General features: G+C 69.0%; 17 protein-coding genes. 7 read left to right on the top strand and 10 right to left on the bottom strand.

Annotated elements, in window-relative coordinates:
• Positions 1-116: 116 nt before the first annotated feature.
• From ACIP79_RS37025 to arc, 3 genes are all read right to left on the bottom strand, one after another.
• Positions 117-335: a ubiquitin-like protein Pup gene (locus ACIP79_RS37025; RefSeq protein ID WP_365577047.1), complete on the bottom strand. Its 219-nt coding sequence runs from the start codon at positions 333-335 to the stop codon at positions 117-119.
• Between the two features lie 167 nt (positions 336-502).
• On the bottom strand, positions 503-2,014 hold the full coding sequence (gene dop / locus ACIP79_RS37020) for a depupylase/deamidase Dop (RefSeq protein WP_387181424.1): 1,512 nt from the start codon (positions 2,012-2,014) through the stop codon (positions 503-505).
• A 234-nt stretch (positions 2,015-2,248) separates the two neighbouring features.
• Positions 2,249-4,015, bottom strand: a complete 1,767-nt coding sequence (gene arc / locus ACIP79_RS37015) for a proteasome ATPase (protein WP_387181427.1) — start codon at positions 4,013-4,015, stop codon at positions 2,249-2,251.
• Positions 4,016-4,275: 260 nt separating this feature from the next.
• On the opposite strand from arc, the gene ACIP79_RS37010 reads away from it, so the two are divergent.
• Entirely contained in the window at positions 4,276-4,575 is a 300-nt protein-coding gene (locus ACIP79_RS37010; protein ID WP_383681886.1) for a ferredoxin, read from the top strand.
• 92 nt (positions 4,576-4,667) lie between these two features.
• Here the strand turns inward: ACIP79_RS37010 and ACIP79_RS37005 are convergent, their stop codons facing one another.
• The 3 genes from ACIP79_RS37005 to ACIP79_RS36995 form a co-directional block, all read right to left on the bottom strand.
• On the bottom strand, positions 4,668-5,243 hold the full coding sequence (locus ACIP79_RS37005) for a hypothetical protein (protein ID WP_401230938.1): 576 nt from the start codon (positions 5,241-5,243) through the stop codon (positions 4,668-4,670).
• A gap of 189 nt (positions 5,244-5,432) precedes the next feature.
• The gene (locus ACIP79_RS37000) at positions 5,433-6,335 is read right to left on the bottom strand and encodes a tRNA (adenine-N1)-methyltransferase (protein WP_383688854.1); all 903 of its coding nucleotides are present in this window, start codon (positions 6,333-6,335) and stop codon (positions 5,433-5,435) included.
• A gap of 53 nt (positions 6,336-6,388) precedes the next feature.
• Positions 6,389-7,903, bottom strand: coding sequence for a site-2 protease family protein (locus ACIP79_RS36995; RefSeq protein WP_401231200.1), 1,515 nt, complete (start codon positions 7,901-7,903; stop codon positions 6,389-6,391).
• 261 nt (positions 7,904-8,164) lie between these two features.
• Here ACIP79_RS36995 and ACIP79_RS36990 point away from each other — a divergent pair, with 261 nt between their 5' ends.
• On the top strand, positions 8,165-9,106 hold the full coding sequence (locus ACIP79_RS36990) for a RecB family exonuclease (RefSeq protein ID WP_401231198.1): 942 nt from the start codon (positions 8,165-8,167) through the stop codon (positions 9,104-9,106).
• Positions 9,107-9,120: 14 nt separating this feature from the next.
• Positions 9,121-9,792, top strand: coding sequence for a response regulator transcription factor (locus tag ACIP79_RS36985; RefSeq protein WP_266467029.1), 672 nt, complete (start codon positions 9,121-9,123; stop codon positions 9,790-9,792).
• A 76-nt stretch (positions 9,793-9,868) separates the two neighbouring features.
• On the opposite strand, the gene ACIP79_RS36980 is transcribed toward ACIP79_RS36985, so the two are convergent.
• The 4 genes from ACIP79_RS36980 to metH form a co-directional block, all read right to left on the bottom strand.
• Complete coding sequence (locus tag ACIP79_RS36980) at positions 9,869-11,452, bottom strand: ABC transporter substrate-binding protein (RefSeq protein WP_401230934.1); 1,584 nt, start codon at positions 11,450-11,452, stop codon at positions 9,869-9,871.
• Positions 11,453-11,535: 83 nt separating this feature from the next.
• Positions 11,536-13,140: an ABC transporter substrate-binding protein gene (locus ACIP79_RS36975; RefSeq protein ID WP_401230931.1), complete on the bottom strand. Its 1,605-nt coding sequence runs from the start codon at positions 13,138-13,140 to the stop codon at positions 11,536-11,538.
• A 454-nt stretch (positions 13,141-13,594) separates the two neighbouring features.
• Positions 13,595-14,296, bottom strand: coding sequence for an HAD family hydrolase (locus ACIP79_RS36970; protein WP_383691563.1), 702 nt, complete (start codon positions 14,294-14,296; stop codon positions 13,595-13,597).
• 98 nt (positions 14,297-14,394) lie between these two features.
• Positions 14,395-17,925, bottom strand: a complete 3,531-nt coding sequence (gene metH / locus ACIP79_RS36965) for a methionine synthase (RefSeq protein ID WP_401230929.1) — start codon at positions 17,923-17,925, stop codon at positions 14,395-14,397.
• 268 nt (positions 17,926-18,193) lie between these two features.
• Between metH and ACIP79_RS36960 the strand changes: the two genes are divergently transcribed.
• From ACIP79_RS36960 to ACIP79_RS36945, 4 genes are all read left to right on the top strand, one after another.
• Positions 18,194-18,958, top strand: coding sequence for an IclR family transcriptional regulator (locus tag ACIP79_RS36960; protein WP_401230926.1), 765 nt, complete (start codon positions 18,194-18,196; stop codon positions 18,956-18,958).
• A gap of 350 nt (positions 18,959-19,308) precedes the next feature.
• Positions 19,309-20,100 carry an MIP/aquaporin family protein gene (locus ACIP79_RS36955; protein ID WP_401230924.1) on the top strand — a complete coding sequence of 264 codons (792 nt, stop codon included), beginning with the start codon at positions 19,309-19,311 and terminating at the stop codon, positions 20,098-20,100.
• A 122-nt stretch (positions 20,101-20,222) separates the two neighbouring features.
• On the top strand, positions 20,223-21,791 hold the full coding sequence (glpK, locus tag ACIP79_RS36950; RefSeq protein WP_401230921.1) for a glycerol kinase GlpK: 1,569 nt from the start codon (positions 20,223-20,225) through the stop codon (positions 21,789-21,791).
• A gap of 8 nt (positions 21,792-21,799) precedes the next feature.
• The gene (locus ACIP79_RS36945) at positions 21,800-23,416 is read left to right on the top strand and encodes an FAD-dependent oxidoreductase (protein ID WP_401230919.1); all 1,617 of its coding nucleotides are present in this window, start codon (positions 21,800-21,802) and stop codon (positions 23,414-23,416) included.
• Positions 23,417-23,598: the final 182 nt, after the last annotated feature.

Here is a 23,598-nt window from a genome sequence, read left to right as displayed (position 1 = left end):
ACCGGCATCGCGCTGGGGCCGTCATGCCGGTCCGTGTGGACAGCCGGCGAAGCGAGCGGCGAGATCCCGCTCGCGTTCGGTGCACCGCTTCGCGAGGAGCGAAGACGGCACAGTCGCTATTGTCCGCCCTTTTGAACAAATGACCGAACGAAGTCCTCGGCGTTCTCTTCGAGTACGTCATCGATCTCGTCGAGGACGGAGTCCACGTCGTCGCTCAGCTTCTCCTGGCGCTCCTTGAGGTCGTCCGTGGCCTGCGCGTCCTGCGCCTGCTCCTCGACCTCCTCGGTGTTGCGCGTCGCCTTCTGCTGTCCGCCGCCGGTGTCCTTGGTCGCCATAAACCCTCACCCCGCTCGGTTCGACGTTCTTGATCAGACCCTACAAGCAGGGTCCGACATCGGCCCCACAGTTGCTACAACGTCCGGGTGCCACCCCGATGATTCCCGGACGGCGCCTGTTTCCACCCCGTCCGGCCCGTTGGGCCTCGAGAGCCGCAGTGGCCCGCTCAGCCGCCCGACAGGACCTTGACCAGGTCTTCGGCGGTCCGGCAGCGGTCCAGGAGCTCCTTGACGTGATTACGCGTTCCGCGAAGCGGCTCCAGGGTTGGGACGCGCTGGAGCGAGTCCCTGCCCGGCAGATCGAAGATCACCGAGTCCCAGGAGGCCGCCGCGACGTCGTCGGCGTACTGCTCCAGGCAGCGCCCGCGGAAGTACGCACGGGTGTCCTCGGGCGGCTTCGTACGGGCCCGCTCGACGTCCTGCTCGTCCAGGAGGCGCTTCATCCTTCCGCGCGCCGCGAGACGGTTGTAGATGCCCTTCTCGGCCCGTACGTCGGCGTACTGGAGGTCGACCAGGTGCAGCCTGGCGGCGTCCCAGTCGAGGTCGTCGCGGCGCTTGTAGCCCTCCATGACCTCCAGCTTGGCGACCCAGTCGAGCTCTCCGGAGAGGCTCATCGGGTCGTTCTCCAGGCGGTTCAGGGTGTCCTCCCAGCGGAGCAGGACGTCCACGGTCTGCTCGTCGGCGTCCGACCCGAACCGCTCCTCCACATATTTGCGGGCCAGCTCGAAGTACTCCATCTGGAGCTGGACAGCGGTGAGTGTCCGACCGCTACGGAGCGTGACCAGGCGCTTGAGCGTGGGATCGTGCGACACCTGGTGAAGGGTGCGCACGGGCTGGTCGACCGCCAGGTCCACGGCGATGAAGCCGTCCTCGATCATCGAGAGGACCAGGGCCGTCGTGCCCAGCTTCAGGTAGGTCGAGATCTCGGAGAGGTTCGCGTCGCCGATGATCACATGCAGCCTGCGGTACTTCTCCGCGTCCGCGTGCGGTTCGTCGCGCGTGTTGATGATCGGGCGCTTCAGGGTGGTCTCCAGCCCCACCTCGACCTCGAAGTAGTCGGAGCGCTGGCTGAGCTGGAAGCCGTGCTCGTGCCCGTCCTGCCCGATACCGACGCGGCCCGCTCCGGTGACGACCTGACGTGAGACGAAGAACGGCGTGAGGTGGCGCACGATGTCCGAGAAGGGGGTCTCCCGCTTCATCAGGTAGTTCTCGTGCGTGCCGTAGGAGGCGCCCTTGTTGTCGGTGTTGTTCTTGTAGAGGTGGATCGGCTGGGCGCCCGGGAGCTGGGCCGCGCGCTCGGCGGCCTCCGCCATGATGCGCTCGCCGGCCTTGTCCCACAGGACGGCGTCCAGCGGGTTGGTGACCTCCGGGGAGCTGTACTCCGGGTGTGCGTGGTCGACGTACAGTCGCGCCCCGTTGGTGAGGATGACGTTGGCCAGCCCGATGTCCTCGTCGGTGAGCTGGCTGGAGTCCGCGGACTCACGGGCGAGGTCGAAGCCCCGTGCGTCCCGCAGCGGATTCTCCTCCTCGAAGTCCCAGCGGGCGCGGCGCGCCCGGTGCATCGCCGCGGCATACGCGTTGACGATCTGGGACGAGGTGAGCATGGCATTGGCGTTCGGGTGGCCGGGGACGGAGATCCCGTACTCCGTCTCGATGCCCATTACTCGCCGTACGGTCATGCGGCCCTCCTTGCCCGGCAGTGCTCTCGGTCGGGAGCACTGCTCAAGTACCGCTGTTTCTCCGGCGTATGTGCGGTGCCCGTCCCCGCACTGCGCGACTCGGCGGTACGAAAGAGCCTAGAACGCCTTTGCCCTGGTGGGGAGATCATTTGCGTCATTGCCTCGCTCCAGCCGTGACCCGGAAAGCAGTCGGCTGCGGGTACCCACGTAGGGCACCCGCAGCCGCCCTGTCTTTTACAGGTACTGACCGGTGTTGGCCACTGTGTCGATGGAGCGGCCGGTGTCCGCGCCCTGCTTTCCGGTGACGAGCGTACGGATGTACACGATCCGTTCGCCCTTCTTGCCGGAGATTCGGGCCCAGTCGTCCGGGTTGGTGGTGTTCGGCAGGTCCTCGTTCTCCTTGAACTCGTCCACGCATGCCTGGAGGAGGTGGGAGACCCGAATACCCTTCTGGTTCTGGTCGAGGAAGGCCTTGATGGCCGCCTTCTTGGCGCGGCCGACGATGTTCTCGATCATGGCGCCGGAGTTGAAGTCCTTGAAGTACAGGACCTCCTTGTCGCCGTTGGCGTACGTGACCTCGAGGAAGCGGTTCTCCTCGGACTCGTCGTACATGTGCTCCACGGCGGTCTGGATCATGTTGGTGACCGTGGCCGCCCTGTCGCCGCCGTGTTCACCGAGGTCGTCCGAGTGGAGCGGCAGGCGCTCCGTCAGGTACTTCGCGAAGATGTCCTTCGCGGCCTCGGCGTCCGGGCGCTCGATCTTGATCTTCACGTCGAGCCGGCCGGGGCGCAGGATCGCGGGGTCGATCATGTCCTCGCGGTTCGAGGCGCCGATCACGACCACGTTCTCCAGGCCCTCCACGCCGTCGATCTCGGCGAGCAGCTGGGGGACGATGGTGTTCTCCACGTCCGAGCTGACGCCCGATCCACGAGTGCGGAACAGGGACTCCATCTCGTCGAAGAAGACGATGACGGGCGTGCCCTCGCTGGCCTTCTCACGCGCACGCTGGAACACCAGGCGGATCTGCCGCTCGGTCTCGCCGACGTACTTGTTCAGGAGCTCGGGGCCCTTGATGTTGAGGAAGAAGCTCTTGCCGGTCGACTGACCGGTCACCTCGGCGACCTTCTTGGCCAGCGAATTGGCGACCGCCTTGGCGATGAGCGTCTTGCCGCATCCGGGAGGCCCGTACAGCAGGACGCCCTTGGGCGGCCGCAGTTCGTGCTCCTTGAAGAGGTCGGGGTAGAGATACGGGAGCTCGACCGCGTCGCGGATCAGCTCGATCTGGTTGCCCAGACCGCCGATCTGCTCGTAGCCGATGTCCGGGACCTCTTCGAGGACGAGTTCCTCGACCTCGCTCTTCGGTACGACTTCGTAGACATAGCCGGAACGGGGTTCGAGAAGCAGGGCGTCGCCGGGGCGGATGACGACGTCCAGGAGCGGCTCGGCGAGCCGTACCACCCGTTCCTCGTCGGTGTGCCCCTGCACGAGGGCGCGTTCGCCGTCCTCGAGGATCTCCTTGAGGGTGACGATCTCACCGACGCTCTCGTACTCCATGGCCTCGACCACGTTGAGGGCTTCGTTGAGCATCACTTCCTGGCCACGCCTGAGCTCTTCGAGCTCCACGCTGGGGCTGACGTTCACCCGGAGCTTGCGGCCCCCGGTGAAGATGTCCGCCGTGCCGTCCTCGTTCGCCACGAGGAAGACTCCGAAGCCGGCCGGCGGCTGTGCGAGCCGGTCGACCTCTTCCTTGAGGGCCACGATCTGGTCGCGGGCCTCACGGAGCGTGTTGGCGAGCCGCTCGTTCTGGGCGGACACGCCGGCCAGGTTCGTCTGCAACTCGACGATCCGCTCTTCGAGAATCCTCGTGTGCCGCGGAGAGTCGGCGAGCTTGCGTCGCAGGACGGCGATCTCCTGCTCAAGGTAGGCAACCTGCCCGGCGGGGTCATCGGACCCTCTTCCCGGGCGGATGCCGCGGTTCATGTCGTCGTCGTGGGCTGCCACGGTCCTCACCTCCTCCAAGGGGAGCTGGACGCTTCCAGACCCTACCTGGGTGGGTGTCGATTGAAACCCCTAGATCACAAAGACTGTCGGGGTGTGTCCGATCTTCACCCTTGCGCTCTCCCTCACGCCAGTGGAATACCCACCCAACGTGATTGGGAAGCGGCCGGAGGTAGGGTCGAAGTGTTCAACACCCGTCAGAGCTGGCCCGACTTGCAGGGATATCGGTTCGCTCGGCACAGGAAACGGCAGGAGAAACGACCGTGCAGCAGGAGGCAGGAGTCGACGGCGAGGCGCTCGAGGTCTGGATCGACCAGGATCTCTGTACCGGCGACGGGATCTGCGTCCAGTACGCGCCCGAGGTCTTTGAGCTGGACATCGACGGCCTGGCGTACGTGAGGGGCGCGGGCGACGAACTGCTCCAGGCCCCGGGCGCCACAACGCCCGTACCACTGCCGCTCCTGACCGACGTGACGGACTCCGCGAAGGAGTGTCCGGGCGACTGCATCCACGTGCGTCGGGTTTCGGACAAGGTCGAGGTCTACGGTCCTGACGCGGAGTGAGGCGTGAGGCGCCCTCTGTCACGCTTGTCTGCTTTCTCACACCCTCCGCGGCGCGGAGGGTGTTTTCGCGTGCCCCGGGCTTCGCGGGGCGTTCAGACGCTCTGGGCGCCGGAGGGTGTCGAGCGGACGAACGCGCCGTTCTTCCACTGCCACTTGGCGAGGTCCTTCACGTCCGGGCAGCAGCTCGGCACGTCGGCGGAGGAGTATCCGAGGAGGGTGGCGGTGACGGCGGCGTCACTCAGCGCGAAGTCGGTGACGCTCAGTCGGTCCTTGGGGTCGACCAGGGTGGCCACCACGCGGGGCTCGGACTCGTCCGCGGCCCGGGTGAGGACGTAGACGCCGTTGGGCGGGGTGCCCGAGCCGGCGTCGCACCGGACCACGGCCACGGTCTCCGGCCGGCCGTCTCCGTCGAGGTCTCCGGAGGCCTTCTTCTGGACGAGGACCTTGGCGGGCCCGCACTCGATCGGGAAGTCGACGCCGGAGGGATCGGGGGCCGCCACCGCGGTCCTGGCCGGCTTCGCGCCGGGACCGGGCTGGGCCGCCGTCGCCGGGTCGGGCTGGAGTACGGAGGAGAACGCGACGACTCCGGCGATGGCCGTGGCCGTGGCGACCCACTGGATGGGGCTGGTGTGCGTGTGTGCCAGTTCCGGGACGGCGGATTGCTGCACTAGGAGTGTCTCCCGTGAGGGCTGTGCCGGTGGGGGTGTCCCGCATGGTGCCACACGTCACAGTGTGGTGGAACGGCGGGGTCGGGAGTTCCTGACGGGTATTTCGGCGGCGCGTCAACGACAGAGCGCTGTGGCCGAGTTCCCGGGCTGTCCGGGGAACTCGGCCACAGTCGTGGTGCGTTGGTTACGTCAGCGGCCCATGCCGCCGTCGGCGTTCGGACCGGTGTAGTCGTCGCCGTAGGCGCCCTTGGAGGGGCGGCGGCGGCGCATGGGCGGCTCGACGCCGTCCGCGAGGCGGCGGGCGGTGAGCAGGAAGCCGGTGTGGCCGATCATCCGGTGGTCGGGGCGGACGGCCAGGCCCTCGACGTGCCAGTTGCGGATCATCGACTCCCAGGAGGTCGGCTCGTTGAAGGAGCCGATCTCGCGGATGGACTCGACGGTCCGCGCGAGCTGGGTGGTGGTGGCGACGTAGCAGCAGAGGATGCCGCCGGGGACGAGCGCCTTGGAGACGGCCTCCAGGCACTCCCAGGGGGCGAGCATGTCGAGGATGACCCGGTCGACCTCGGTGTCCGACAGGTTGTCCTGGAGGTCGCCGACGGTGAGCTGCCAGGCGGGGTGCTGTTCCCCGAAGTAGCGCTCCACGTTCTGCTGGGCGATCTCGGCGAAGTCCTCGCGGCGCTCGTAGGAGTGCAGCATTCCCTGGTCGCCGATGGCGCGCAGCAGGAAGGCACTGAGCGAGCCGGAGCCGACGCCCGCCTCCACGACGCGCGCGCCGGGGAAGATGTCGGCGAAGGCCAGGATCTGCCCCGCGTCCTTGGGGTAGACCACGGCGGCGCCGCGGGGCATGGACAGGACGTAGTCGGGGAGCAGGGGGCGCAGCGCGAGATAGGCGACGTTCCCCGTGGTGCGGACGACGCTGCCCTCGGGAGCACCGATCAGCTCGTCGTGCGGGAAGGAACCTTTGTGGGTGTGAAAGTTCTTTCCGGCTTCGAGCGTGAACGTGTAGTGGCGGCCCTTGGGGTCGGTCAGCTGAACCTGGTCCCCGACCTTGAAGGGCCCGCGCCTGCGGGCGGCACCGGTCGGTTCGGACATGTGACCAGCCTACCGGTCCTGGAAGAGGGCGCGGACCATCGTGCGGGGCGGTCCTAGGAGGGGCGGGCCATGGCCTTGACGAAGGCGCGTTCCACGTCGGCGGCGGAGAGCACGCCGTAGATCTCGCCGGACTCCTCGACGACCAGGTACTCGGTGGCGGGGTTGGCGCGCAGCGCGTCGAGGAGGTCCTCGCCCGCGAGCTCGGCGGAGACCCGCATGCCGTCGGTGAGGTCCTGGGCGAGGCCGCTGACCGCGACCCAGGGGCGGCGGTGCTCGGGTACGCCGACGATGGCGGCCTCGCGGACCAGGGAGAGCGGCTGGCCGTCGGCGTCGACGACGACCAGGGCGCGGGCGCCGGCGTCGTTGGCGCGGCGGAGCGCTTCGGAGAGCGGGGTGCTCGTCTCGACCGGGACCGCGCGCCGGGTGAGTGCGCGGGCGCGCAGTTCCGGGAGGTGTTCGCGCAGGCGGGCCATCCGGAGGCTGTTGCCGGCGCCGGTCCAGATGATCGCGGCGAGGATGGCGGCGAGCAGGGCGTCGGTGACGGTGTCCATGCCGCCGATGTCCTCGGGGGCCTCGCCGAACGCTCCGGTCTGGGTGAGCAGGGGCAGTCCGATGAGTACGGAGACGGCGAGGGCGCGGCCCACCCAGGCGGCGGCGATCGTGCCGCTCATCGGCTTGCCGGTGATCTTCCAGACGACGGCGCGGAGCATGCGGCCGCCGTCCAGGGGCAGTCCGGGCAGCAGGTTGAAGACGGCGACGATGAGGTTGGAGATCATCAGGCCGCCCAGCAGGACGCCCGGCACGGTGCCCGGGTCGACGGTCTGCATGGCGAGGTAGAAGACGCCGGACAGGACGAGGGAGAGCAGCGGGCCGACGAAGGCGAGCACGAACTCCCGGCCCGGGGTCTCCGACTCCTTCTCGATCTCCGACACCCCGCCGAAGAACTGGAGCTGGATCCGGCGCACCGGCAGCTTGAAGCGCAGGGCGGCGACCGTGTGGGCCAGTTCGTGGACGAGCACGGAGGCGTAGAAGGCGACCGCGAAGAAGAGGGAGACGAGGTAGCGCAGGGCGCCGAGCTCGGGCAGCACGCGGTCGAGCTGGCCGCCGAACACCCAGGTGATCAGAGCGGCGACGAGGAACCAGCTGGGAGCGACGTACACGGGTACGCCGAAGGGGCGGCCCATGAGCAGTCCGCCGCCGGGGCCCTTCTCGCGCCGCGGCGGGCGTCCCTTGCCGGAACCGGAGGCGGCGTGTGACCTCGGGGCGTCGGCGGTCCCGCTCTCACCCGGCGCACTGGTGTACGGCGGGGTGGCGTCGGGGCGGGCCTGGGGTTCCTTGGAGAGGTCGGTGCCGGGTCCGGTCCCGTCCGCGGGCCGGGGGGTCTCGGAGTCGCTTTCCGGTTCCGTGGGGGCGGCGGGGGTGGTGGGCCCGGTGGGGCGCTCGGGCCCCTCCTGTTCGGGGCGCGTGGCGTCCGCGGCCGGGCTCCCGGGGGCCTGGGGCCCCTCGTGGCGCTCGGTCGCCTCGTCGGTACCGGAGCGCGGCTGCCCGCTCCCGCCGCTCTCGTCCACGATGTCCCCTCGTTCGAAGCGTCCCTCGCTCCCGGTCACGCGGAGCAGGAGGTCTGTGGTCGATGGTATGCGTCCGTCGCGACGCGTTCCGCCCCGGCACCCCCTCTGTTTTCCGCGCCGTAGCCGCGGCCGCGGCCGTATCGCTGTCAGTGGTGAGCCGTAAGGTCTGTCGTCATGGAAACCAGCACGGAGGACGTGGCCGGGACCGAAGCCGAGGTCACGGCCGGGACCGGGACCGGGACGGACACCGGCACCGGCGGCATGGTCGGGACCGGCACCGCGGACGCGCCCGTCGAAACCGCGGCCGACGTCCCGGCGGTGGCGGCGGTCGCGGCGGTGGTGAGGCCGACCGCCCTGCCGCCCGCGTCCCTGTCGCCCTCGCGCGCGAACGACTTCATGCAGTGCCCGCTGCTCTACCGCTTCCGGGTGATCGACAAGCTCCCCGAGAAGCCGAGCGAGGCGGCCACCCGCGGCACGCTGGTGCACGCGGTCCTGGAGCGGCTCTTCGACGCGCCGGCGACGGAGCGTACGGCCCCGCGCGCCAAGTCCCTGATCCCCGGTCAGTGGGACCGGCTGCGCGAGAGCCGGCCGGAGGTCGTGGAGCTGTTCGCCGACGACCCCGGCGGCGAGCGGCTGGCGCGCTGGCTCGGTGACGCCGAGCGGCTGGTGGAGCGCTGGTTCACCCTGGAGGACCCGACCCGGCTGGAGCCCGCCGAGCGGGAGCTGTTCGTCGAGGCGAGCCTCGACTCCGGCCTCAAGCTGCGCGGCATCATCGACCGCGTCGACGTGGCGCCGACGGGCGAGGTGCGGATCGTCGACTACAAGACGGGCAAGGCGCCGAGGCCGGAGTACGCCGAGGGTGCCCTGTTCCAGATGAAGTTCTACGCCCTGGTGGTGTGGCGGCTGAAGCAGGTGGTCCCGCGCCGGCTCCAGCTCGTCTACCTCGGCAGCGGCGACGTACTGACGTACGACCCGGTGATCGCGGACCTGGAGCGGGTCGAGCGGAAGCTGCACTCGCTGTGGGAGGCGATCCGGGAGGCCACCGAGACCGGTGACTGGCGGCCCCGGCCCACCAAGCTCTGCGGCTGGTGCGACCACCAGGCGTCCTGTCCGGAATTCGGCGGTACTCCCCCGCCCTACCCTCTGCCGGTCAGGGCGCCGGAGTCCGCCGACACCGAGCAGGGCAGAATGGGGCCGGACTAGCGAAGGAGACTCACGTGGCCATCCGCGTCCTACTGGTCGACGACCAGCCGCTGCTGCGCACCGGCTTCCGGATGATCCTGGAAGCCGAGCAGGATCTGGCGGTCGTCGGCGAGGCCGGTGACGGTCTCCAGGCACTCGACCAGGTCCGTGCCCTGCAGCCCGATGTGGTTCTGATGGACATCCGTATGCCCCGGATGGACGGTGTCGAGGCGACCCGGCAGATCACCGGCCCCGGCCGGGACGGTCCGGCCAAGGTGCTGGTGCTGACCACCTTCGACCTCGACGAGTACGTGGTGGAGGCGCTGCGCGCGGGCGCCAGCGGTTTCCTGCTCAAGGACGCGCCGGCCAACGAACTGGTGCAGGCCATCCGGGTGGTCGCCTCCGGCGAGGCGATGCTCGCGCCGAGCATCACCCGCCGTCTGCTCGACAAGTACGCGAGCCATCTGCCGTCCGGCGACGAGCCGGTGCCGGACACCCTGCACACGCTGACCGACCGCGAGGTCGAGGTGCTGAAGCTGGTGGCGCGCGGGCTGTCCAACGCCGAGATCGCGGCGGACCTCTTCGTCAGCGAGACCACAGTCAAGACGCACGTCGGCCACGTCCTGACCAAGCTGGGGCTGCGCGACCGGGTGCAGGCCGCGGTGTACGCGTACGAGAGCGGGTTGGTGCGCCCCGGCGCGCAGTAGAAGCCGGCACGCGACAGCGCACGGAGGGCGGCCACTTCCCCGGGGAAGTGGCCGCCCTCCGTGTACGTGGTCCTGGTCAGTCCTTGCTGATCTCCCAGAAACGGAAGACCGTCGAGGCGTCGAGGCAGTACTCCAGGCCGTAGACGTTGTCGCGGACGACCGCGTACTGCTTGGCCTGCCAGAGCGGGATGAGCGGCAGTTCGTCGGCCACGATGTCCTGGAGCTCGCCGTAGGCGGCCTCGGTCGAGGAGCGGCTGCTCGCGGCGGCGGTCTCCGGGATGAGTTCACCGGTGATCGTGCTGTTGGTGTAGTTGTTGCCGAGCACGTTGCCCTCGCCGAAGAAGGGGGCCGTGAAGTTGTCCGGGTCCGGGTAGTCGGGCACCCAGCCCTTCACGTACACGCCGTACCTGCCCTTGGCGATGTCCTTCTCGTACTGGTCGAAGGGTACGGACCTGACGGTCGCCTCGAAGAGGCCGCCGGCGTTGAGCTGCTCGGCGATCGCCTTGAACTCCCGGTCGGTGGACGGCCCGTAGCGTGAGGGCGTCGACCAGAGGGTCAGCTTGACCTTCTCGGTGATGCCGTCGGCGCGCAGCGCGGCCTCGGCCTCGGCCTGGGAGGGGCCGGCGCCGTAGGTGTCGAAGAAGGCCGTGTTGTGGCCCGCGATACCGGCCGGGACGACCGAGTAGAGCGGGGTCGCCGTGTCCTGGTAGACCTCGTCGACCAGGGCCTGACGGTCAAGCAGGTAGGCGATGGCCCTGCGTACCGAGAGCTTGCCCGTCACCGGGTCGTCCGTGTTGAGGACCAGGTGCTGCACCTCGGCGCTGCTGCCCTCGACGACGTTGACGCCCCTGCCGGTCGAGGTGTCGTTCTCGATGTCCGCGATGTCGTCGGCGGCCAGGCCCCGGTAGGCGATGTCGATCTCGTTGTTCTCCAGCGCGGTCTTCAGCGCCGTCTGGTCGCCGTGGAAGAACTTCAGCGTCAAGCCGGAGTTCTTGGCCTTCGCGGTGCCGCGGTAGTTCTCGTTGACGGAGAAGACGGCCTCGTCCCGGCCGAACGAGTCCAGCTTGTACGGGCCGGAGCCGACCGCCTCGTCGTCCTTGCGCAGTCCGTTGTCGGCGTACTGCCGGTGGTCCACGATCGAGCCGGCGCCGGAGGCGATCTTGCTCGGGAAGGTGGCGTCGGCGTACTTGAGCCTGAAGACGACGGTCCTGGCGTCCGGTGTCTCGACCTTGTCCAGCATCGGGAACATGATCGCGGGGCCTGCGGTGTCGTTGATCTTCAGGATGCGGTCGAAGGAGAACTTGACGTCCTCGGAGGTGAGCGCGTCACCGTTGCTGAACTTCAGGCCGCCGCGCAACGTACACGAGTAAACGGTCGTGCCGGTGCCCGTGAACGAGCATTCCTCGGCGGCTTCGGGCTGCGGCTCCGTGCCGCCCTTGGGGAAGCTCAGCAACGACTGGAAGACGTTGTTGAAGAGCAGCCAGGACCCCGGGTCGTAGCCGGACGCGGGGTCGGTGGCGAGGACGTCGTCGGACATCCCCATCACGATGGAGGAGCCGGTGCTCCCGGTGCCGCCCTGCTGGGAGCCGCAGCCGGAGAGCAGGCCGATGGCCAGTCCCGTCGTGACGGACAGGACTGGCCATGGGTTACGCATGTTCACTGCTGTGCCTTGTCGTTGGTTCTCCGGAGGAGTGGGGTCCCTCCGGTGCCGGGCCCGTCGGCGGGCCCGGCCGTACGGGTCCGTCAGCCGCTGACTCCGCGGCCGAGTTCCCAGAGCTGCAGCGTGGAGGAGGAGTTGAGCGCCCACTCCGCGCCGGTGATGTCGTCCCGCGCGGCGATGTACTGCTTGCCCTGCCAGAGCGGCAGCACCGGTACGTCCTTCGCCACGATGTCCTGGATCTCGTTGAAGCTCTTCGAGGCGGTGAGCCTGTCCGCCTCGCGCCGGGACTGCGGGATGAGGTTGTCGATGATCGTGCTGTTCGCGTAGGGCGACTTGAGGAAGTTGTCCTTGTCGAGGAACGGCGCCAGGAAGCTGTCGGCGTCGGGGAAGTCGGGGAACCAACCCATGCCGTAGACCTCGTAGTCGCCCTTGCGCTCGGCGGGTACGAAGGTGTCCCAGGGCGTGCCCTTGATGTCGACCTGGAACAGGCCGCTGTCGTTGAGCTGCTTCTTGAGCTGCTCGAACTCTTCCTTGGTGACCGAGCCGTAGTGGTCGGTCGTGTAGTTCAGGGTCAGCTTGACCGGCGTCGTGATGTCGGCCGCGGTCAGCAGCGCCGTGGCCTTGGCGACGCTGGGGTCCCCGTACTTGTTGAAGAACGCGTTCGAGTGGCCGGTGATGGTGGCCGGGACCAGCGAGTAGAGCGGGTCGGCCGCGGTGCCGTAGACCTTGGAGACGAGCTCGCTGCGGTTGATGACCTGGGCCATCGCCTGGCGCACCGCCGTGTTCTTCACCGCCGGGCCGTCGGTGTTGAAGGCCAGGTAGCGGATCTCCAGACCGGGCATCTCGATCAGGTCGATGTCGCTGTCGGTGGCGCTGCCGAGCTTGTTGATCTGCTCCGGCGTCATGGAGCGGGTCATCATGTCGATGTCGCCGTCGTCGAGCGCCGTGCCCATGGTCTTGGCGTCCGCGAAGGAGCGCATCTGGACCTGGCTGTTCTTGACCGTCAGAACGCCCTTGTAGTTGGGGTTCTTGGTGAAGACGGCGTTGACGAGCTCGCCGTCCTTCGTCTCGGCCTTGAAGGAGTACGGGCCGGAGCCGTCGATGCTGAAGCCGTCGCGCAGCTTGTTCTTCTCGTAGTCGTCGGGGTTGACGATGCCGGCGACCGGGGTCGTCAGCTTGAACGGGAAGGTGGCGTCCGCGGTCTTGAGGTGGAAGATCACCTCGCGGTCACCCTGGGTCTCGACCGTGTCGACGGTGGACAGCAGCGCGAACACACCACTGTCGGCCTCGATGTCCAGGGCGCGCTCGATGGAGTACTTGACGTCCTTCGCGGTGACGGTGCTGCCGTCGGAGAACTTCAGGTCCTTGCGCAGGGTGCAGGCGTAGCGCTCGTTGCCCGTGTCGGTGAAGCCGCACTGCTCGGCGGCCTCGGGCTGGGGGTCGCCGTCACCGCGCGGAATGATCATCAGCGTCTGCACGGTCTGACGGAGGATGTTCCAGCTGCCGACGTCGTAGGCGTATGCCGGGTCGAGGGGCGCCGGGGCATCCTTCGATGCGATGAACCGGTCGGTGGTACCGACGACGATCGGGTCTCCACCGTCGCTTCCGCCGTCGGACCCCCCACACGCGGCGAGCACCGGGGTGAGCAGGCCGATTATGGCCGGCAGCACCAAAGTCTTGCGGTTCATGCTCGAGTTTCTCCAGAGCTGTAGATTCCGCGAGCCGGCATGCAGGGGTGGTGCTGCGGGTCACGGGGATACGGCGATGTTCTCGCGATGACATTAGTCCGCGCTGTCACCGGGGCCCTCAGCGGCCGGAGTTGAGCTTCCATCACGCTGTGAAACCGGGCGTGGACGCACCGATAACCCGACAGCGGAAGGATTCGTGCAGCTCTTCACCAATCAGGACACAAGGGCACGTCGACCACCCGGGAAAGGGGGTTGACCGCATACACCAGACCCGATGTCGACCCTCTGTCGAGTGGCGAACGTCACATTGGTAACTCGCCTGACACGTACCGGAATTCGGCCATCCCGTCCGGGACCGAATTCCCCCGGGGGTTCCGGCGGCCGTCCGCCAGTACCCCCGGGAGGGGCGCCCTGGGCCTTTCCCGCATTTCAGTTCCGCACGCTGGGTGAACGCTTAGCGCATTTCCGTCATCAGGCCGCGGAGAAAGGGCAGGTCGACCTCTTCCAGCGAGGTGACGACCGTGCGCCGGTCGGCGGGCGCGATGGGGGCGATCGAGGGAACCGCGACCACCCGGCAGCCGGCGGCCTCGGCCGCGGCGACGCCCGTCGCGGTGTCCTCGATGACCGCGCACCGGGCCGGTGCGGCGCCGAGCCCCTCGGCGGCCAGCAGATACGGGTCGGGGAACGGCTTGGTCCGCGCCACCTCGTCGCCCGCCACGGTGAGCGCGAAGTACTGCGGTCCGAGCGAGGCCAGGACGCGGTCGATGATGCGCCGGTGCGAGGCGGAGACCAGGGCGGTGGGGATCTCGTGGGCCGCCAGTTCGGCGAGCAGTCTGGCCGCCCCCGGCATCAGCGGCAGGGTGTTGCCGATCCGGGCCTCGAAGCCGTCGTTCAGCAGGACGGTCAGCTCGGCGAGGGTGATGTCGGCGCCGGTGGCCTCGATCAGGAAACCGGCGCTGCGGGTCATCGGACCGCCGACGACGACATGGCGCCAGGCCTCGTCGAGCACATGGCCCAGGGAGGCGAACACCGCGGCCTCGACGTCCCACCAGAAGCCCTCGGTGTCCACCAGGGTGCCGTCCATGTCGAGGAGCACGGCTTCCAGGGCGGAGCCTTCGGCCGTACGGGTACCGAGCGCGGGGACCGTACTGGTCATCCTGGCGCACCTCCTTGAGGGACAACCAGGCCGGTCGCCCCTCTGTACCAAGGGGGCAACCGGCCTGCGGTGGACCGACCAGTGTACGTCGTGTCCGATCAGCGCGCGTTGAAGTACTTCGCCTCCGGGTGGTGGATCATGATCGCGTCCGTGGACTGCTCGGGGTGGAGCTGGAACTCCTCGGAGAGGACGACCCCGATGCGCTCCGGCTCGAGGAGCTGCGCGATCTTGGCGCGGTCCTCCAGGTTCGGGCAGGCGCCGTAGCCGAGGGAGAAGCGGGCGCCCCGGTACTTCAGGGCGAACATGTCCTCCATCGCGTCCGGGTCCTGACCGCCGAAACCGAGTTCGGCGCGTACCCGGGCGTGCCAGTACTCGGCCAGCGCCTCGGCCAACTGGACGGACAGGCCGTGCAGTTCGAGGTAGTCGCGGTAGGAGTTGGACTCGAAGAGCTTGGCGGTCTCCTCGCCGATCCGCGAGCCCATGGTGACGACCTGGAGGCCGACCACGTCCGTCTCCCCCGACTCCTCCGGGCGGAAGAAGTCGGCCAGGCAGAGGCGTCGGCCGCGGCTCTGGCGCGGGAAGGTGAAGCGGGTGCGCTCGTTGCCCTGCTCGTCCAGGATGATCAGGTCGTCGTCCTTGGAGACACACGGGAAGTAGCCGTAGACGACGGCCGCTTCCAGCAGGTTGTCGGTCTGGAGCTTGTCCAGCAGGCCGCGCAGCCGGGGCCTGCCCTCGGTCTCGACCAGTTCCTCGTACGTCGGTCCGTCGCCCGTGCGCGCCTGCTTCAGGCCCCACTGGCCCTTGAAGAGCGCGCCCTCGTCCAGCCAGGAGGCGTACTCCTTGAGCTGGATGCCCTTGATGACGCGGGTGCCCGCGAAGGGCGGAGTGGGCACGGGGTTGTCGATCGCGACGTCGGAGCGGACGTGCCCCTCCTCGGGGCGCTCCTCGACCTCGGGGGCCGCCGCCGCGGGGCGCACCCTGCGCTGCTTCAGCTCGGGCAGCACGGCTCCGGGCACCCCGCGCTTCACCCCGATCAGCGCGTCCATCAGGCGCAGGCCCTCGAAGGCGTCGCGGGCGTAGCGGACCTCGCCCTGGTAGATCTCGTACAGGTCCTGCTCGACGTAGGCCCTGGTCAGCGCGGCCCCGCCGAGGATGACGGGGTAGTCGGCGGACATGCCGCGCTGGTTGAGCTCCTGGAGGTTCTCCTTCATGATCACGGTGGATTTGACCAGGAGGCCGGACATGCCGATGACGTCGGCCCGGTGCTCCTCGGCGGCGTCCAGGATCGCGGAGACCGGCTGCTTGATGCCGAGGTTGACGACGTTGTAGCCGTTGTTGGACAGGATGATGTCGACGAGGTTCTTGCCGATGTCGTGGACGTCGCCGCGCACCGTGGCCAGGACGATGGTGCCCTTGCCCTCCGCGTCGGACTTCTCCATGTGCGGCTCCAGGTAGGCCACCGCGGTCTTCATCACCTCGGCGGACTGGAGCACGAACGGCAGCTGCATCTGGCCGGAGCCGAAGAGCTCACCGACGACCTTCATGCCGTCCAGGAGCGTCTCGTTGACGATGTCGAGGGCGGGGCGGGTCTCCAGGGCGTCGGCGAGGTCCTGTTCGAGGCCGTTCTTCTCGCCGTCGATGATGCGCCGCTTGAGCCGCTCGTTCAGCGGGAGCGCGGCCAGTTCCTCGGCGCGGCCCGCCTTGAGCGACTTGGTGGTGGCGCCCTCGAACAGCGCCATCAGCTTCTGGAGCGGGTCGTAGCCCTCGGCGCGGCGGTCGTAGATCAGGTCCAGGGCCGTCCGGACCTGCTCGTCGTCGAAGCGGGCGATCGGCAGGATCTTCGACGCGTGCACGATCGCCGAGTCCAGGCCGGCCTTGACGCACTCGTCGAGGAAGACGGAGTTGAGCAGGATGCGGGCGGCCGGGTTGAGGCCGAAGGAGATGTTGGAGAGGCCCAGGGTGGTCTGTACGTCCGGGCGGCGGCGCTTGAGTTCGCGGATGGCCTCGATGGTCGCGACGCCGTCCTTGCGGGACTCCTCCTGACCGGTGCAGATGGTGAAGGTCAGGGTGTCGATGAGGATGTCCGACTCCTGGATGCCCCAGTTCGTCGTCAGGTCCTCGATGAGCCGCTCGGCGATGGCGACCTTGTGCTCGACGGTGCGGGCCTGGCCCTCCTCGTCGATGGTCAGGGCGATGAGGGCGGCGCCGTGCTCCTGGGCGAGGGCGGTGACCTTCGCGAAGCGGGACTCGGGGCCGTCGCCGTCCTCGTAGTTGACGGAGTTGATGACCGCCCGGCCGCCGAGCTTCTCCAGGCCCGCGCGGAGCACCTCGACCTCGGTGGAGTCGAGCACGAGGGGCAGCGTGGAGGCGGTGGCGAAACGGCCGGCCAGCTCCTTCATGTCGGCGACGCCGTCCCGGCCGACGTAGTCGACGCAGAGGTCGAGCATGTGGGCGCCCTCGCGGATCTGGTCGCGGGCCATCTCCACGCAGTCGTCCCAGCGGGCCTCCAGCATCGCCTCACGGAACTTCTTCGAGCCGTTGGCGTTCGTCCGCTCGCCGATCGCCATGTAGGCGGTGTCCTGGCGGAACGGCACGGTCTGGTAGAGGGAGGCGGCGCCGGGCTCGGGGCGCGGGTCGCGGGTCTCGGGTGTCATGTCGCGGACGCGCTCGACGACCTGGCGCAGGTGCTCGGGCGTCGATCCGCAGCAGCCGCCGACCAGTTGGAGGCCGTAGTCGCGTACGAAGTTCTCCTGCGCGTCGGCCATCTCGGGCGCGGTCAGCGGGAAGTACGCGCCGTCCTTGGTCAGGACGGGCAGGCCGGCGTTCGGCATGCACATCAGCGGCGTGCGCGAGTGGCGGGCCAGGTAGCGGAGGTGTTCGCTCATCTCGGCGGGCCCGGTCGAGCAGTTCAGGCCGATGAGGTCGATGCCGAGCGGTTCCAGCGCGGTGAGGGCCGCGCCGATCTCCGAGCCGAGCAGCATGACGCCGGTGGTCTCGAAGGCGAGCGAACAGATCAGCGGCACCTCCAGGCCCAGGGCCTCCATCGCGCGCCGCGCGCCGACCAGGCTGGACTTGGTCTGGAGCAGGTCCTGCGTGGTCTCCACGATCAGGGCGTCCGCGCCGCCGGCCAGCAGGCCCTCGGCGTTCTTCTGGTAGCCGTCGCGCAGCACGTCGTAGGTGATGTGGCCGAGCGAGGGCAGCTTGGTGCCGGGGCCGATCGAGCCGAGGACCCAGCGACGGCGGCCGTCCCGGGCGGCGAACTCGTCGGCGACCTCGCGGGCGATCCGGGCGCCCGACTCGGACAGCTCGTGGATGCGGTCGGCGATCTCGTACTCGGTCGCCGCCGAGTGGTTGGCGCCGAAGGTGTTGGTCTCGACACAGTCGACGCCCACGGAGAAGTACTCCTCGTGGACCGAGCGGACGATGTCGGGGCGGGTGACGTTCAGGATCTCGTTGCAGCCCTCGAGATTCTGGAAGTCCTCCAGCGTCGGGTCCTGCGCCTGAAGCATCGTGCCCATCGCCCCGTCGGCCACCACGACACGGGTGGCGAGGGCCTGGCGGAGCTCTTCGGCGCGTGTCCGGCTCTCGGCAAGCTCGGACGTGAGGGACGGATTCGGCAACGAGGCCATGAAAGTGCTCCCTGGAGTGCGACGGCTGTCGGCTTTGCGCTTCCCATGGAACGCGCACGGAGTCAGGTTAGCCCGGAGCGCGGCCATAGGGTCGGGGAGTCCACGGGACGGAACGTCGTGACGTGCGCGACGGCGGTGCCCGGATGGACGCAACATGTGGCGACCGTCCGATAGCGGGAGGTCGGCAAGGACCGGTAGTGTTCGACATTGCCGAACGGTGGCAGCGAATCGTCCGCCGTCGGTCGAAGGGGACGGAGGCAGCACGGCGATGGCACGGCACATCCAGTCGCTCGAACGGGCAGCAGCGATGCTGCGGCTCCTCGCGGGCGGCGAGCGTCAGCTCGGCCTCTCGGACATCGCCTCCTCGCTCGGTCTGGCCAAGGGTACGGCCCACGGCATCCTCCGCACCCTCCAGCAGGAGGGCTTCGTCGAGCAGGACGGTGTCTCCGGGCGCTATCAGCTGGGCGCCGAGCTGCTGCGGCTCGGCACCACCTATCTCGACGTGCACGAACTGCGGGCGCGCGCCCTGGTCTGGACGGACGACCTGGCCCGCTCCAGCGGCGAGAGCGTCTATCTGGGCGTCCTGCACCAGCAGGGGGTCCTGATCGTCCACCACGTGTTCCGGCCCGACGACAGCCGCCAGGTGCTGGAGGTCGGGGCCATGCAGCCGCTGCACTCCACAGCGCTGGGCAAGGTCCTGTCCGCCTACGATCCGGTCGCGCACAGCGAGGTCCTGGAGGCCGAGCGCAAGGCCTTCACCGTGCGCACCGTGAGCGAACTGGACCAGTTCGAGGGCGTCCTCGACCTGACCCGCGCGCGGGGGTACGCGGACGACGTCGAGGAGACCTGGACAGGAGTCGCCTCGGTCGCCGCCCCGATCCACAACCGGCGGCGCATGCCGGTCGGCGCGGTGGGCGTCACCGGGGCCGTCGAGCGGGTCTGCAAGGACGGGGAGCTGCGTCCCGAGCTGATCGCGGCGGTGCGGGACTGCGCCCGCGCGGTCTCGCGGGACCTGGGCGCGGGACGGTTCTGAGGCCCGGGGACGTAGCGGGACGGTTCGGACGGGCCGGGCCGGCGAAGTTCTGAGGTTCGTACGAGAGAAGGCCGGGATGCCATGGGCGTCCCGGCCTTCGTCACGCGCTTCCAAGATCGATAGCCCACAGCGATCAATAACGATCGCGTTTTCGATAACCGAACTCTTGACGTGCCGGTAACGCGGGAGCAAGACTCCCGTCCATCGGTCGGCATTGTCGAACGCTTAACGGCAATACGAGTTACAGTGTGACAACGCCAAGGACCGCATCGCTCTCTCTCCTGAGAGCACGAACCACCGGAGGGACCCGGGGTTCGGCTTCCCCTGGACGAAGGACAAAGGAGTCGCGGGTGTCCAGCTCCGACATCTTCATCGGCGAGACCATAGGTACCGCCGTTCTCATCCTGCTGGGCGGTGGCGTGTGCGCCGCCGTCACGCTGAAGGCCTCCAAGGCACGCAACGCCGGCTGGCTCGCCATCGCGTTCGGATGGGGCTTCGCGGTCATGACCGCGGTCTACATCTCCGCGCCCCTGTCCGGCGCGCACCTCAACCCGGCCGTGACCCTGGCGCTGGCGATCAAGGACGGTGGATGGGACGACCTCCCCGTCTACTGGGCCGGCCAGCTGCTGGGCGCCCTGATCGGCGCCACGCTGGTCTGGGTCGCGTACTACGGACAGTTCCAGGCGCACCTCACGGACCGCGAGATCGTCGGCGATCCGGGCGAGAAGGCCAGGACCAAGTCGGTCGAGGCCGAGGAGAAGGGCGCGGGCCCCGTGCTCGGCATCTTCTCCACCGGCCCCGAGGTCCGCAACGTCGTGCAGAACCTCGCCACCGAGATCATCGGCACCTTCGTGCTCATCCTCGCGATCCTCACGCAGGGCCTGAACGGCGACGGCGACGGCCTCGGCACCCTGGGCGCCCTGATCACCGCGCTCGTCGTGGTGAGCATCGGCCTCTCCCTCGGCGGCCCGACCGGCTACGCGATCAACCCGGCACGTGACCTCGGTCCGCGCATCGTGCACGCCCTGCTCCCGCTGCCCAACAAGGGCGGTTCCGACTGGAGCTACGCCTGGATCCCGGTCGTCGGTCCACTGATCGGCGGCGCGATCGCTGCGGGCATCTACAACCTCGCCTTTGCTTAGAGCACCGCTTGTGAGCACCGCCCAAGAGCCGCACGCTTCGACCGCACCGCTTCACACAGCACCGCCGCACAGCGACGCGCCGTAGATACCGCCCTTCCACACGGAACCTTCAGGAGCACACCGTGACCGACGAATCCACCACTGGCACCCTCTCCCACGGCGCAGGGCCCTTCATCGCCGCGATCGACCAGGGCACCACGTCCAGCCGCTGCATCGTCTTCGACCGGGACGGCAGGATCGTCTCCGTCGACCAGAAGGAGCACGAGCAGATCTTCCCGAAGCCGGGATGGGTCGAGCACAACGCCGCCGAGATCTGGACCAACGTCGAGGAGGTCGTCGCCTCGGCCATCGAGAAGGCCGGCATCACCCGCGACGACATCAAGGCCATCGGCATAACCAACCAGCGTGAGACCACGCTGCTCTGGGACAAGAACACCGGCGAGCCCGTGCACAACGCGCTCGTCTGGCAGGACACCCGCACCGACGCCCTCTGCCGGGAACTCGGCCGCAACGTCGGCCCGGACCGCTTCCGCCGGGAGACGGGCCTGCCGCTCGCCTCGTACTTCGCCGGTCCCAAGGCCCGCTGGCTGCTCGACAACGTCGAGGGCCTGCGCGAGCGCGCCGAGGCCGGCGACATCCTCTTCGGCACGATGGACAGCTGGGTCATCTGGAACCTCACGGGCGGCGTGAACGGCGGCCGGCACGTCACCGACGTCACCAACGCCTCGCGCACCATGCTGATGAACCTGCACACCATGCAGTGGGACCCGAAGATCGCCGAGTCGATCGGCGTTCCGCTGGCGATGCTCCCCGAGATCCGCTCCTCCGCCGAGGTCTACGGCGAGATCACCGGCGGCAGGCTCGGCGACTTGCTCGGCGGCATCCCCGTCGCCTCCGCGCTCGGCGACCAGCAGGCGGCCCTGTTCGGCCAGACCTGTTTCGCCGAGGGCGAGGCCAAGTCCACGTACGGCACCGGCACCTTCATGCTGATGAACACCGGCAGCAAGATCATCAACTCCTACAGCGGGCTGCTGACCACCGTGGGCTACCAGATCGGCGACCAGAAGCCGGTCTACGCCCTTGAGGGCTCCATCGCCGTCACCGGTTCGCTGGTGCAGTGGATGCGCGACCAGATGGGCCTGATCAAGTCCGCCGCCGAGATCGAGACGCTCGCCTCGTCGGTCGAGGACAACGGCGGCGCCTACTTCGTGCCGGCCTTCTCCGGCCTGTTCGCCCCGCACTGGCGCCCGGACGCCCGCGGTGTCATCACCGGCCTGACCCGCTACGTCACCAAGGCGCACATAGCGCGCGCCGTCCTTGAGGCCACCGCCTGGCAGACCCGTGACGTCAGCGACGCCATGACCAAGGACTCCGGTGTCGAGCTCACCGCGCTCAAGGTCGACGGCGGCATGACCTCCAACAACCTGCTGATGCAGACCCTGGCCGACGTCCTGGACGCCCCCGTGGTGCGCCCGATGGTCGCCGAGACCACCTGCCTCGGCGCCGCCTACGCCGCCGGCCTCGCCGTCGGCTTCTGGACCAACACCGAGGACCTGCGCGCCAACTGGCGCAGGGCCGCGGAATGGACCCCCAACATGGCCGCGGAGACCCGCGACCGTGAGTACAAGAGCTGGCTCAAGGCCGTCGAACGGTCCATGGGCTGGCTCGACGACAACTCTGGCGAGGAGTAAGAACCCGCATGAGCACCCAGTCCACCCTGCAGTCCGTACCTGCCCTCGGTACGCGCCCGGTCTCCGGCTCGAATCCGAGCCGGGCCGAGACCCGGGAGCAGCTCTCCAAGGCGACGTACGACCTTCTCGTGATCGGCGGCGGCATCCTGGGCATCTCCACCGCCTGGCATGCGGCGCAGTCCGGGCTGCGGGTGGCCGTGGTGGACGCCGGTGACTTCGCCGGCGCCACCTCCTCCGCCTCCTCCAAGCTTCTCCACGGCGGTCTGCGCTACCTACAGACCGGCGCGGTGAAGCTGGTGGCGGAGAACCACTTCGAGCGCCGTGCGGTCTCCCGCCAGGTGGCACCCCACCTGGCGAACCCGCTGACCTTCTACCTCCCCGTGTACAAGGGCGGCCCGCACGGCGCCGCGAAGCTCGGTGCCGGTGTGTTCGCGTACTCGGCGCTGTCCGCCTTCGGCGACGGCGTCGGGCACCTGCTGAGCCCCGCCAAGGCCGCGCAGGACGTGCCCGAGCTGCGCACCGACAACCTCAAGGCCGTGGCCGTGTACGGCGACGACCAGATGAACGACTCCCGGATGGCCCTGATGACGGTCCGCGCGGCCGTCGAGTCGGGCGCCGTCGTCCTCAACCACGCCGAGGTCACCGAGCTGCGCTTCACCCAGGGCCGGGTTACCGGTGCCCAGCTCAGGGACCGGCTCTCCGGCGACGAGTTCGGCGTGACCGCCCGTCTGGTGCTGAACGCGACCGGCCCGTGGGTCGACCACCTGCGCAGGCTGGAGAACCCGAACGCGGCGCCGTCCATCCGCCTGTCGAAGGGCGCGCACCTGGTCCTCAAGCGCACCGCCCCCTGGAAGGCCGCGCTCGCCACCCCCATCGACAAGTACCGCATCACCTTCGCCCTCCCCTGGGAGGACATGCTGCTGCTCGGTACGACCGACGAGGAGTACGAGGGCGACCCGGGGGACGTCGCGGTCAACGAGAAGGACATAGCGCAGATCCTGGACGAGGCCGCGTTCTCCATCCGCGACCAGCAGCTCTCCCGTGACCTGATCACGTACTCCTTCGCCGGTCTGCGGGTGCTGCCGGGCGGGCCAGGCGACACGTCGAAGGCCAAGCGGGAGACGGTCGTCACCGAAGGGCCCGGCGGGATGCTGTCCGTGGCGGGCGGCAAGTGGACCACCTTCCGGCACATCGGCCGCACCGTCATGAAGAAGCTGGAGTCGCTGCCCGGCCACCCGCTCGGTGACGGCTTCGAGCCGGTCTCCGAGCTGCCCAGGAAGATGCCCCTGCCGGGCGTCGCCAACCCGCGGGCCGTCGCGCACCGCCTGCTCATCGACAGTCCGGGGACCGGCCCGCGCATGGCGGCCGACACCGCCAGGCACCTGGGCACCCACTACGGTTCGCTGGCCTTCGACATCGCGCGCCTCGCCAACGAGGACCCGCGGCTCGCCGAGCGCGTCCACCCGGACGCCCCGGAGATCTGGGCGCAGGTCGTCTACGCCCGGGACAACGAGTGGGCCGAGACGGCGGACGATGTGCTGCGCCGCCGCACCACGCTGACGATCCGGGGCCTCGCCACGGACGAGGTCCGCGGCAGGGTGCAGGACCTGCTCGACAAGAAGTAGGAGTACACCGGCCGGATCGAGGGGCGGCTCCCACGGGGGGAGCCACCCCTCTGCCGTGCGCCCCTGTCCGCCCCGTCGAACAACCGACAGCCCCCTGAATGCCTCACGCGCCCCTCCCCTCCCTCCGCTGTCCCGCGTTGTCACTACGCGTGACGGACACAACGGTGGCCGCGCGGATCGGA

Origin of the sequence: Streptomyces sp. NPDC088747 (assembly GCF_044751025.1) — a bacterium.
Classification (GTDB): Bacteria; Actinomycetota; Actinomycetes; order Streptomycetales; family Streptomycetaceae; genus Streptomyces.
This window is presented reverse-complemented; position numbering and strand designations above follow the sequence as displayed.